The organism is Chryseobacterium sp. MYb264 (assembly GCF_035974275.1).
In the GTDB taxonomy this organism is placed as follows: Bacteria; Bacteroidota; Bacteroidia; order Flavobacteriales; family Weeksellaceae; genus Chryseobacterium.
Window position 1 is genome coordinate 4451396 of the sequence record NZ_CP142422.1, and the last position, 13024, is coordinate 4464419.

Consider the following 13024-nt stretch of genomic DNA (forward strand, 5'->3'; position numbering starts at 1 on the left):
GCTAGAAAAGAGATTCTCAAAAACTTCATCGTTCCAATTCCTTTATATAAAATGAATGATAGATAGATTGTATTTGGTTGCTGGTTGATAGTTGTTGGTTCAGCGGTATGTTTGTCATTCAGAGCGAAACGAAGTGGAGCGCGGAATCTCTGTCGCTAATAAAATTGTCTGGATTCCTACAGAATGACAAACTTTGTGTATATTTTTTAAGATTTCTTCATCATACATTTCTCTGAAAGATTATATCACAAAATTTTTATTGCAAATAAAAATCCTTGCACCTTAAAAGCAGCCTGAATTAAAAAAAACTTAGCGCCTTTGGGATTTACCAACAAAAAAATAAAAACTTTTTTACAAAAATATTAACTACGCGAAAACATTGCGCAAATGCCACCTTACTTTGCATAAGAAATCAGAGAGGAAGTGATAATCCTCCAAAAATGTTTAACTAAAAACAGTAACCATGAAATTTAATTTTTTAAGAAAAGAGAATAAAGTAGTAACGAACTACGAAGGTGCAAAGGCTTACACCATGACGCCTGCAGAAGAATTGTACAGTGCTGTTGTTACAACAGGATTATCAAACGCAACCTATGAAAAAGGAAATGACAGATTGGCGAGAATTCAGTCTCTGATTCTGAAAAACGACCCGGAATTCGTTGCAAAATTAGCAATTTATGCAAGAAAAGAGATGTACTTGCGTTCGATTCCATTGGTTTTGACGACCGAATTGGCGAAACAAGCTTCGGGTACAGACTTGGTAAGCAGAACCGTTGACGGAGTTATCCAAAGAGCAGACGAAATCACAGAATTGCTGGCATATTACCAATTGGCAAACGAAAGAACAGATTTGAAAAAATTGAACAAACTTTCAAAACAAATCCAGAAAGGTTTGGTAAAATCATTCAATAAATTTGATGAATATCAGTTCGCAAAATACAACAGAAAAGCAGAAGTTACCTTGAAAGACGCTTTGTTTCTGGTTCACCCAAAAGCAAAAGATGAAAATCAACAGGCAATTTTCAACAAAATAGTCAACGATTCCTTGGAAACTCCATATACCTGGGAAGTTGAGCTTTCGGTGTTGGGTCAGACCAAATTTGCGGATGATGCAGAAAGAAAATCAGCTTTCAAAAGTAAATGGGAAGAATTGATTTTCAGTAACAAATTGGGTTATATGGCCACTTTGAGAAACCTTAGAAATATTCTGGAAGCAGATGTTTCTCCTGAAGCGATGAACAAAGTGTGCAACTATTTGTCAGATGAAAGAGCGGTGAGAAATTCAAAACAATTGCCATTCAGATTTTTGGCTGCATATAGAGAATTGAAAAATATCGATTCAAAATACACTTCATCCATCATGGAAGCATTGGAAAATGCAGTGATGGTGAGTGCGAAAAACATCAAAGGTTTTGGTTTTGATACTTCGGTCGTGATCGCGGCAGACGTTTCAGGTTCGATGCAGCAACCGGTTTCTCCGAAATCTAAAGTATTGTTGTACGATATCGGTTTGCTGATGTCGATGATGTTGCAGTCACAATGCAAAAACGTGATTACTGGTATGTTCGGTGACACCTGGAAGAGAGTTCCGATACCTAAAAGCGGCATTTTGACCAACGTAGATGCTTTCTATAAAAGAGAAGGTGAGGTGGGGTATTCCACAAACGGTTATCTGGTGATCGAAGATTTGCTGAACAGACGTGAAAAAGTGGATAAAATAATGCTATTCACCGATACTCAACTATGGAACAGCAACGGAGGTAGAAATTCTTTTGAAAATTCATGGAATCAGTATAAAAGTTTCAACCCGAATGCAAAACTATATATCTTTGACTTGGCGGGTTACGGAAAACAGCCGTTGGATGTCAGAAAAAATGAGGTATACCTTATCGCAGGTTGGTCCGATAAAATTTTCGATGTACTGAATGCTTTGGAAGACCGAAAATCTGCTGTAGAAATGATTAAAAAAGTAGTGCTGTAAAAGGCACTGCTTTTAAAATAAAAAACTAATAACTATATTTTTTAGGAGCTATTTCCCGCTTTCCACTATATCTTTTGTTTCGCTTTGCTACACAAAAGGATGTCGTTGCAATCGGGGCTAGAACAAAAAAACTGTATAATTATTATGAATAACGAGAATATAAAAAAGAATATTGATGACTGGCTAAAGTTTCTTAATCCTGATGAAGTGAAAAATGAACTTATTTCTGCTTCATTATATATAATGTCTTATGATGTTTTAATTAATACAATAGTTGAAAAAATAAAAGATTTTTATACTGATGGACATGATGGAAAAAAGTTTACTTTAAGTTCAGCATACAGAAGAGATGTTAAAGGCTTATGTAAAAAAGATATAATATTAGCTTCTTTACTTTGGCTAAAGAAAAATGAGGTTATTACTGAGGAAGAGATTGAATTAGTTAAAATTTTTAAAACTCATAGGAATGAAATTGCTCACGAAATAATGTACTTTCTTACTGATAGTAGTAAATCAATAAAATCAGAATATATAGAAGAAATAAAAAAAATAAATTTCAAAATTTTAAAATGGTGGTTTATTGAAGTCGAGATGCAAGTTAATGAAGATTTAAGTAAACTTAAAATTGAAGAATTAGACTTTAATCAAGTACTAATAATGGGAATGTTACCTCTTAATATGGCATCCAATATTTTAATTGATGAAAAAGAAAAATTCGATAAGCGAAAAAACAAACCGATGCCGTAAGAAAAGAATTCCTTCGATTTCCACTTGAACAAGAGTCTTTTCGCTATATCGCTCGGTTTCACTAACCAATGTCGTTATCATAAGAGTTTCATCGTCAAACTTCCAATTTGAAAACATTCAAAAACTCTTAAAAATTGTTACTTGGTTTTTAAAATAAATTTTAACTGCGTAAAAAGAATGCGCACTGAGGTAATAATTTTGCTTCAACAAAAAACAATAACCATGAATTATTATAAATCATTTCATAAAGGAGCACTGTATTGAGTTTAAATACTCAATACTTATGCAAAAATTAAAGTCATTAAGACAAGCTTTCGGAATTAATGAACAAGGATTAATTGATTTTCCGAAGAAAATTTCAAATGTCCGGATTTCCAGAATTTTGTATGGAAATGAAATGGGATGCTCCTGGTGTTTTCCACATGGTTTTGAGACTGTGAATGCGAAGCAGGATAAGTTTCAGCGAAATTGGAAAAAATACAGAAAAACACAATGGAAACTAAAAAAGTAAGTGTCGTAGAACAGAATTTCTTCGTTTGGGAATGGTGATACAGGTTCGAGCCCTGTTTCTGGGAAATCAGAATGGCGTAAATGGTAGCGCGCCGTTAGTAAGTCTCTGTTTGATTTTTTTACCTTACTTAAAAACAATCGATGCCGTAAAAAAGAGTTACTTCTACTTTACATTGAAACCTAATCTCTTTTTGAAAATTGCTCGATTTTAAAATTATCTTACAAGTGCCGTGGATAAAAGTTACTTCGATTTTTTACAAAGGTTCGAATCCTTTCGCCGAAAGGTGTGGTCGAGTGGCTAGACGAGTTTTAAGACAACTTTTATTAAAATTTGCCTTGTACTTTAAAAAAATAGTATTTAAACATAAAAATCAAGTGTCGTTTTAGAATCATACTTCGAGATTGAGTAAACATTGGGTCGCAGGTTCGATTCCTGCCTTTTCCCTCGAAAAGGAGAAGTAGCTCAGACGGTAGAGCAAATGCACGGAAGATTCTGCAATTATTACCTTGATTTAAAAAACAAAAGAGTGCCGTAGAAAAGGCTTACTTCGAGTCAGAATTTAGACCTCAAAAATCTAAGAAAAAGTGCAATTTCCTGAATAATAGTAAGGATCGGGTGCATGTCTGTCTTTTCGCCTTTTGCCTCTTTTTTAATAAAGAATATAAACAAAATCAGGTGTCGTAGTATAGAAATACTTCGTCCACGCTTAAGACGCAGGTTCGAATCCTGCCTGTGAAAACAGTCGTCTAAAGGTAAGATGTAAGCCATAAGTGTCTGTACGAAATTTACCTTGATTTAAAATAAAGAGTGCCGTTAGAGAAAACTTACTTCGGTTAATCTTATGATGTTGGTTCGACTCCAGAAAATAGGTCTGGCAAGACTTATTATTTCGTGGTTTTCTCGTCCTTTGCCTCTTTTTTAATTTTAAAATTTAACAGATAAGTGTCGTAGAAAAAGGTTACTTCGTAACTATAACGGTCCTAAGGTAGCGTAATTCGGGCGACCGAACTAGCGAGGTTGGGTTGAAAACCAACTGGGCAAAAGTTTTCGTAAGAAAGCGCAAGTCTCTCGTAGATGTAGAATTGCCGGCTCACTGCCCAAATCGGGTAAGAGCGGCGCTCTGAAAAGAGCACACCTTTTTCGCCTTTTACCTTATCTGTTTTGAAAATATAAGAACAAGTGCCGTAGAATAGTGTTACTTCGCTCATTACGACGGGGTCGCGGGTTCGAAATGCACGGCATTCGTGAATACAAAAATAAAATATAAAAGGACAATGAACAATCCTGCCTTTTCCACAAGCAAAAAACACATTTTAAATAGGAAAAGTAGCTCAGTTGGTTAGAGCACGACATTACGCTTTTTGGTTGTTGCCTTGTTTTAAAAATAAAAGTGTCGTAGAGAAAAAATACATCGTGAACATTTTGAAGGGGAGGAATAATGAAGTCGGTAACTCCGGCAAGATTATCCGGTTCGATTCCGGCATCACGCTGCCCCAATTATTTTTTCGAGTGTGACTTTTTACAATGAGAAGCTGTCCTTAGAGGACAGCTTTTTTTTCGTAAAAAAAATCTCATTGTGTTTTTAAATTTTTGAATACAGATTCCTGCATTCCTTTCATCACTTGTGCCTTGAAATTAATTAAAGGTTTGTTTAGTTTTATAGTCGTTAAAGGAAATGGGGGCACATTTCCAGTCGGTCATTATTGTCACTTGTGTTTTTTAACCTTCGATTGATTTACATTGGCAAAGAGAAAGAAAAAAATACAAAAAACCAAAAAATGACTATACCATTGGCATACTACTTTTATGTAATGTTTTGATTATTTGGTTTTTATGTGTTTTTTTATTCTGCGCTTCAAAAGAGATATGTTGATTTTTGAAAAATACTCGCTTGAGTATGGTAATAATCTATTTAGTTATTATACAGGTGTTTATAGAAATAGGGTGATTCTTTGTGTATGTCTTCCAGAATTACACAATTTGCTTTCATATTTATTTTATCCGATTTAAGCTTTCAAAAGTCATTATGGATCAGTTTCAAAACTTGGGGAGAAATTGTTTAGATGTATTTTTTGTCACGAATGCACGAATATTTTTATTCCCCACAGATCGCAGATTTTCAGATGCTGCTGTTTCTGTTGGTTTTTCGCAGAGACGCAAAGATTTTTTTTAATACTTGATGTTTTTAAGGCGCAAGGATTTTATCAAAGATAAAATTGAGAGCAGTATATTATCGCCACGGATACTCGAATATTTTTATTCCCCACAGATCGTGCAGATTTTCAAAGATGCTGCTCTATTTGTTGGTTTTTCGCAAAGCCGCAAAGATATTTTTTAATGCTTTATGTTTTTAAGTCGCAAGAATTTTATCAAAGATAAAATTGAGGGCTGCATATTATCGCCACGGATACTCGAATATTTTTATTCCCCACAGATCGTGCAGATTTTAACAGATGCTGCTCTATTTGTTGGTTTTTCGCAAAGCTGCAAAGATATTTTTTAATGCTTTATGTTTTTAAGTCGCAAGGATTTTATCAAAGATAAAATTGAGGGCTGCATATTATCGCCACAGATACTCGAATATTTTTATTCCCCACAGATCGTGCAGATTTTAACAGATGCTGCTCTATTTGTTGGTTTTTCGCAAAGCCGCAAAGATATTTTTTAATGCTTTATGTTTTTAAGTCGCAAGAATTTTATCAAAGATAAAATTGAGGGATGCATATTATCGCCACGGATGCTCGAATATTTTTATTTCCCACAGATCGCCTTTAGATTTTCCACAGATGGTATCGTTGATTTTCTTTGTTTAACCTTTGCGGTCTTTTATAGGTAGAAAGGTTTGGTGAGACTTAAAACGGGAGTTGTCAAAAAACTTGGTGGGGCTTCGTGTTCAATATGTAAAGTGTAAGGAAAAGAATCTGCAAAATCTGCGAGAGCAAAAAATCTCACCTTACATTATCTAAACTCTTTTGCCTGGTCCCCAACTTTTGTACTTGATCCGTCATTATGATAGCTTTTTTACAAAGTACCTCGATTTTTACAGATGATCCTTTTTGGATCAGTTACAAGTTGGGGAGTATTTGTTTTAGATAATTTTTTGCCACGAATGTACGAATATTTTTATTTCCCGCAGATGGTACAGATTTTCACAGATGATGCTGTTGATTTTCTTTGTTTACCTTTTCCAGTCTTTTACAAGTGAAATCGAAGATTATCTCCTTTCAGTCGATAAATGATATTTCGACGGAGTCAAACGGCTTGGTGAGCCTTAAAGCGGGTAGTAGTAAATAACTTCCTAGAACTTTGTGTTCAAATAATAAAAGCATACAGCAAGGCTATCATTTGCTGAGTAGAACACCGTTGCGACTGAAAATATTTAAAAGGAGAGGTAAAGTTTCAGCGATTGATAGCATTAAAAAGAAAATGAAGAATGCTTCTCGTTCTGTTTTCTAATACGCTGCTTAGATCCCTACGGAGGTAAAAAACTTTATGGATATGAGCTTTTTGCCTACTCATCGGGTTTTGTACGGGATCCTTTAAACTTTCGAAAATTATTGAGAATACGATAAGGGTAACGGCTTAACTTAATTTTTGAATGGGGCAAACTTCGTTATAGTAAATTTAAAATAAGGGGTTGTGAAAAATTTAGCAGATTTTATACTTCAAAATTGTAAGAAATTAAATCTTCACCATCTATATTCTTCGCTGCCTTTACCCATTGAAGTTGTAGAGTAAAAAGTCTGTTTTTTAAAAATAGTAGAGGGTAATGATAGGGGAGGGTATTACCCTTTTCTACTATCTGCTTTTTTCATCATGTTGTGTTTTGAAGCGTATTAAAATTTGGGGCAATTCTAATGCAGCTTCTTTTTTATTTACTCTTGAAAACTTTTAATGATTAATCGTGTTTGTGTTTATTTTTTTTAAATTTCAATTGATGTTTAATTGTGGTACAAATAGATAAAAAAAAGATGAAAAAACAAAAATTATACAATACCATCTTGATACTACTTTTGTTTAATGTTTTGATTTTTAATGTTTTGTATTTTGCTTCTAATGCCCGTAAATTGTGGTTTTTAACCATACCTGCATATCTGTTTCTGTGGGAATGCTGAATTTTTTTCGTAAATTTTGCTTTCTGTTCCGAATGGTATTAACAGATTTGAATGTATATTCAGCAATATCTTTTATGGTAAATCCTAAAAAAATATAAGCACAGAGAATGAGTTCGGTATTTCTTAATCCGGGATAAAGTTCAAGCATTTTTTTCTGGAATTCAGGGTAAACTTCCTGAAATCTGAAATAAAAAGATGGATCATTTTTTTGGGCAAGGATGGATACTTCTTTATAGACATCTCCTATTTTTATCTGGAGTTCTTCTTTTTCCATACTTTTCTGCTGGATAAGGTCGTCTTTCATCTGTAAGCTGCTTTCTGCTTCGTTAATAAGTGTTTCTTTTAGCTGTAAATTTTTTTGTAGAATTCTGAAAAGGATAAAAAATAATAGGAGAAGCACAGTAATACCTCCAATAATCCAGAGTCGTTTTTTTTCCTGCGAAAACTGATATTCATCCTGCTTGTCTGTTAAGACCGTATTGATGGCCGCATCTACATTGTTGATTCGTTCAGTTCTTATTTTAGATTCACTGTTTGAGTAAATTTCCTGGTATTCATTATATTTATCTTCATCCCCCAGTTCTTCATAAAGATTAGCGGTTTTAAGGTAAACGTCATTAAAAAGTATAGTATTGATCCCGTGATTTTTGATATTTTCAATCGCGTTGAGATAATGAGCTAGCGCCTGCTGTTTATCACTCATTGAAAAGTAATAGTCTCCCAGCTTAATATGCTCCAAAACAAGAATGGAATCTTTGTATTTTTTTCGCAATTCAAGACTTTTCTGAAAGCAGCTCCATGCCGAATCCATTTCTTTCCTTTCAAGAAATGCGGTTCCTTTAAATATATTTAAATTACAAAGGTCTTTATAGACTAGTTTTTCCGGAAGATTTTTTAAAATATCTGATGATTTCTGGTAATAGTAAAATGCAGAGTCCTTTTTCTCTTCAGGCAGATTACCCGCTATATTTACATATACCCTTTGAAGAAGACGAAGTGACGGAAGATCCTTTTTATCCTTAAGTAAATGAATGATACCAGAGATCTCTCTTTTATATTGAGAGATAAGGTTGAGATTGAGGTAATTGTTGGCTTTAATATCTTTCAGCTGTGCCTGAAGAAAAATATTTTTCCTGGTGTACTTTTCTTCAGAAGCTTTTTTTATATACATAAAACTCTCCCTTTGAAGTTCCAGCGACGAAAGCGCACAGGATAATCTGTAGTAGCTTTCAGCTTTTCTTTTGGAATCATCTGATTTTTCGGCCATTGAAGCCGCTTTTTTAGCATATTCCAACTCTTTAAGATCATTATACTTTTTATGATATTCAAATGATCTTTCCAATAGTTGATCTGCTTCTTCAGCAGAATGGTGTTGTGAATAAACAAAACAGTATAATAAGCTGAAAAATAGTATTTTCAATTTTATGATGCAGACTTTCTTGCCCCCGTAAATTCCCATCGTAAAAAGGTTTGTGCTTTTGTTTAATTTAGAACTTTGAATTTAAGCAAAAATAATGAGGTAGAAGAGGAGGGCGAAGATTTTTTTACCATACCGATGCGTTTTGAGAACCGCGATCGAAGAGTCTGTTTAAAATTTTATCTACTATTCAGCCTGGTTCGTCATCTTAGCCTCATACTTTTTTGAATGTATTTTTGATTTCCCCTCTTTGAGGTGAGGCCCGTCACATATTCTGATACAAATAAAAAAGATTGTACTATAGTCCCAAATTGGTCTATTTCTTTAGGTTTTTATTTGTTGTCTGCGAGGTTTCTCATCCATACGCCGAAGTCCTGATCTGTGGGAACCCCAAATTTTTTTCGTAAATTTTGCTTTCTGTTTCTTACGGTATGGACTGATTTAAGTGTATAGTCCGCAATATCTTTTATATTGAAACCTAAATAGGTGTAGGCACAAAGAATCAGTTCTGAAATGCGGAGGTTGGGCTGTAAATCCTTTAATTTATTCTCGAATTCCGGATACAGCTCTTTAAATTGCTGATAAAAATTAGGTGCATTTATTTTGGCAAGATGTACGAGATCTTGATATGAATGATTTATTTTTTGCTGAAGTTCTTTGGCTTCTATCGATTTTTCTGAAATTGCCTTTTCTTTTTCTTGCAGCGTGTTGGTGACATTAAAGATCATGGATTCTCTTTCCTTTATTCTCTTTCTCAATACTCTGTATATCGACAAAAGGGATAAAAATAAGATCGCAACAAAGGCGATGATCAGGAGGTAATTCTTTTTCTGAGATTCCCTGAACTGTGTTTCATTATCTTTAAGTAGGATTTCCAGGGCGAGTTCGGCATTCCTGCTACTGAGCTCGGCATTGGCAATTTGTTGGTTTGTGTACATTTTTTTATAAGCCGTATGAAGCTTTTTATCTCCCAAAAGGCCGTATTGTGCGGCAATATCCTGATAGATATATAAGAAAGGATCTATATTCGTGTGATTTTCCTTCATGTTATGAAGGCTTCTCAAATAGTAATCCAATGCTTTTGCATGATCATTCTTATCACTATAATAATCGCCAAGAGCCATGAGTTCTAAAAAAACGGATGAATTACGGTTTTTTATTTTTAACTGGTAGGCTTTCTGAAAATAATAGAGTGTGGAATCTTGTTTTTTCTTTATCCGATATACTTCTCCCATATTACCGTAATACTCAGGGATGCGTATCACGCGGTACTTTTCAGGCAAATCCTTGATAATACCGTAAATTTTGGCGTAATAATACTGGGCTGAATCCGGTTTACCGTTTTCAAGGTAATAATTTCCAATATTTCCGTATATACTGGTTATCGCTTGTCGGCTCTCAGAATCATTCCGGTGCTCCAACAGCTTTTGTGCTCCGAAAAGTTCTTTCATACTTTGAGTCCTGAGCCCCAGTAATGCATAATTATAGTACTTGACTTCCTTGATTCTGGCCTGAAAAGGAATGTTTTTGCGGGTATAAGACTCAGCTTCTGCTTTGCCTATATAAAGCAGGCTCTGCTTCTGTAATTCAGGAGTAATGGTAAGAAGTGCTATTTCATAACAGCTTTTTGCTATTCTTTCAGAATTTTTTGATTGTAGCGCCAAAATATTCGCAAGTTTTGCCTGCTTTAATGCTTCGATCGTGTTGTATTCAGATCTGTATTGAAAGGTTTTTTTCAACAAATCATCTATTTCCTTTAATTCTTTATCCTGACAGATGATAATTCCTGAACATAGAATAAATATTATCTGTAAACTTTTTCTGATAACTGCTTCCATTGGTTCTGTTTTTTTTGATCCCGAAAATGCTTGTGTAACGCTAAAATACTTGGTACCACAAAAGTAGACTACTTTGTTGATTACTACCAAAAAAATATTGTATCTCACGGAATTGTAGATCTTGTTTACATTTTGTAGGTATTCCCGTTTAATGCAAAAAGAAGTAAGATTTTGCCGTTAAGTGAAAGGTGCGGGCTATTTTTTTAACTATTTGAGCTGGATGAATGGAGTATTTTCTTAAAAAAGAAAACAGAAGGGTGTAATTATAGCAGAAAATTATTCTCCTTTCATCCTCTGCTCATGCATATAGAATGAAAGATGCTTACTGCCGGCTAGCCTGATTACTAAGTTGGAACCTGGCTTGAGCTCTAGACAATACGCCAGAAAACCGACTTACTTAATTCTCTGATTGTGGATGCGTAAGAGCCCTCAGCCAGATTCCCATGTCCTGATTGGTTGGAATATTGAATTTTTTTCTTAGGTTCTGTTTTCTATTGCGGATGGTGTTAACCGATTTGAAGGTATATTCCGCAACATCCTTCGTACTGAATCCCAGAAAAATGTAAGCACAGAGAATCAGTTCAGAAGTTCTTAATCCCGGGAAGTGCTTGGTAAGTATTTTTTGAAATTCGGGATAGACTTCGCAGAATCTTGAATAAAAAGTAGGATCATTTTTTTTGGCCAGTTCAGTGACTTCGTTATAGGAGTCATTGACCTTAAGTTTAAGTTCCTTCGCCTCTACATTTTTCTGAGTGATGATTTCGTCTTTTTTATTTAAGGAATGGGTGACTTCTGTAATGACTGTATTCTTATGGCGGAGTTTTTTCCTTAGAAATAGAGATACTATGGTTAATGACAGAACAACAGAAATCAGAATGAGGGTCATCCAAAGATAGCTGCTCCTGTGTTTTTTGTCATTTTCTTTTTGCTGGTCTTCAACAATAGCTTTTACAATATAATCCATGTTTTTAGCATTTCGTCTGTCGTTGTCGCTAATTTTTTTTTCGAAGATCTTTTTATATTTATTGTAATTGGCTTTATCATCCTTTATCTCGTAAAGCTCAGCTACATTTCTGTAAGTTCTCACTGCATACGGATCGGAGGTAGGCTGGCGCTCATTTAATGATTTTAGATAATATTCCAGAGCCTGAGCATACTGGTCTGTGCTGTAGTAATAATCTCCCATCGCCTGATACTCCGGCTGCAGGGAGCCTGCATTGTATTTTCTGGAGAGTGCTAACGCTTTATTATAAAATACATACCCGGAATCATAATTTTTTTTCCTGATTTCTTCACTCACTTCAGGATGATCATTTCTTTTGATAGCAATCGTTCCCAATCGGATGTAAAAGTTGGACAGGTCTTCACGTATTTTTTTTTCAGGGACTTTATTAAACTCTCTCTCTGCCATTTTATAATAAATTGCAGCAGAATCAAAATTTCCTTTGGTATTTTCATAAAAACCGGCTATGTCCCTGTAAAAGGTTGCTTTTACTATCGTAGATGCTTGTGCAGTATCTTTTTTAATAAGTTCTACTGCTTCAAACAGTTCTTTGATGTCTTGTGAATAAAGTTCCGCGGTGTAGTAATTATACGATTTTACACCCTTAAGCTTCGCCTGGAGCAGCGCATTTTTTTCTGTATAATTTTGCTGGTAGGCTTTTTTGATATAATAGAGACTCTCTTTCTGGAGACCGAGTTGTGATAAAACGAAAGAAAGTTGATAATAAGATTTTGCAAGATCCTCAGAATTCTGACTTTTTTCAGAAACAGCTTTTGCCTGTAATGCATAATTAAATGCTTTGAGGTCTTCAAAGTTATCAAATGCTTTTTCAGAAAGGGATAATAGTTTTTCTGTTTTTTGATGTTTTTTCTGACTGCAGGATAAAATGAACACCAAAAGCGCAGCGATTAAAATAATAATTTTCTTCTCCGATAACAGTTTAAATTTGATCATATTAACTTTTTGCCCCTTAAAGCTTTTAATGATTGTGATTTGTAGGTGCAAAAATAGAATACTTTTTTAAAAAAAATAAAAAAAACCGATAATTAATTATCGGCTGTTATCTTTTCGAAATCCTCTTCAAAGGTTTTTTTCCATTTTGCAATGGTTGTCCTGCTGATTTTGTACTTTTTTGACATATAGCTGGTTGAAAAACCATGTTTGTGCTGATATTCGAGCAGCTTTAACATCGTTTTCTTATCGTAGGTCTTTAGTTTCTGATTGTCTCTTTCGCTCTCCTTGGACTGCTGAAAAATCTTCTCATTGAAATTCAATACATCTTCCGTTGTATTAAGCTTCTTCATAAGTTCCTGAATTTTAGGATCCTTTAATTTATCAGGGTAGTCCATGGTAAGCATGTCATGATAAATCTTTTTGTAATTGGGTTTCATAGGGTAGCTGTGTATTGGTTT

At 34.4% G+C, this 13024-nt stretch carries 7 protein-coding genes; 3 read left to right on the top strand and 4 right to left on the bottom strand.

What is annotated here, in order from left to right; genetic code table 11:
• Positions 1–463 precede the first annotated feature (463 nt).
• The 3 genes from VUJ46_RS19480 to VUJ46_RS19490 all read left to right on the top strand — a co-directional run bounded on the left by VUJ46_RS19480 (position 464) and on the right by VUJ46_RS19490 (position 3239).
• Positions 464–1981: a TROVE domain-containing protein gene (locus tag VUJ46_RS19480; RefSeq protein ID WP_326982340.1), complete on the top strand. Its 1518-nt coding sequence runs from the start codon at positions 464–466 to the stop codon at positions 1979–1981.
• Between the two features lie 144 nt (positions 1982–2125).
• Entirely contained in the window at positions 2126–2728 is a 603-nt protein-coding gene (locus VUJ46_RS19485; protein ID WP_326982341.1) for a hypothetical protein, read from the top strand.
• Between the two features lie 283 nt (positions 2729–3011).
• Positions 3012–3239, top strand: coding sequence for a phosphate ABC transporter substrate-binding protein (locus VUJ46_RS19490; protein WP_326982342.1), 228 nt, complete (start codon positions 3012–3014; stop codon positions 3237–3239).
• Positions 3240–7292: 4053 nt separating this feature from the next.
• Here the strand turns inward: VUJ46_RS19490 and VUJ46_RS19495 are convergent.
• The 4 genes from VUJ46_RS19495 to VUJ46_RS19510 all read right to left on the bottom strand — a co-directional run bounded on the left by VUJ46_RS19495 (position 7293) and on the right by VUJ46_RS19510 (position 13003).
• Positions 7293–8774, bottom strand: a complete 1482-nt coding sequence (locus VUJ46_RS19495; protein WP_326982343.1) for a hypothetical protein — start codon at positions 8772–8774, stop codon at positions 7293–7295.
• Between the two features lie 329 nt (positions 8775–9103).
• Positions 9104–10609 (bottom strand): hypothetical protein, encoded by a 1506-nt coding sequence (locus VUJ46_RS19500; protein ID WP_326982344.1) that lies wholly within the window; start codon positions 10607–10609, stop codon positions 9104–9106.
• Positions 10610–11006: 397 nt separating this feature from the next.
• Entirely contained in the window at positions 11007–12566 is a 1560-nt protein-coding gene (locus VUJ46_RS19505) for a tetratricopeptide repeat protein (RefSeq protein WP_326982345.1), read from the bottom strand.
• Positions 12567–12658: 92 nt separating this feature from the next.
• On the bottom strand, positions 12659–13003 hold the full coding sequence (locus VUJ46_RS19510; RefSeq protein WP_326982346.1) for a helix-turn-helix domain-containing protein: 345 nt from the start codon (positions 13001–13003) through the stop codon (positions 12659–12661).
• Positions 13004–13024: the final 21 nt, after the last annotated feature.

Coding starts and splice junctions, on each gene's coding strand:
- VUJ46_RS19480 (WP_326982340.1), top strand. CDS start 464: ATGAAATTTAATTTTTTAAGAAAAGAGAATAAAGTAGTAACGAACTAC.
- VUJ46_RS19485 (WP_326982341.1), top strand. CDS start 2,126: ATGAATAACGAGAATATAAAAAAGAATATTGATGACTGGCTAAAGTTT.
- VUJ46_RS19490 (WP_326982342.1), top strand. CDS start 3,012: ATGCAAAAATTAAAGTCATTAAGACAAGCTTTCGGAATTAATGAACAA.
- VUJ46_RS19500 (WP_326982344.1), bottom strand. CDS start 10,609: ATGGAAGCAGTTATCAGAAAAAGTTTACAGATAATATTTATTCTATGT.
- VUJ46_RS19505 (WP_326982345.1), bottom strand. CDS start 12,566: ATGATCAAATTTAAACTGTTATCGGAGAAGAAAATTATTATTTTAATC.
- VUJ46_RS19510 (WP_326982346.1), bottom strand. CDS start 13,003: ATGAAACCCAATTACAAAAAGATTTATCATGACATGCTTACCATGGAC.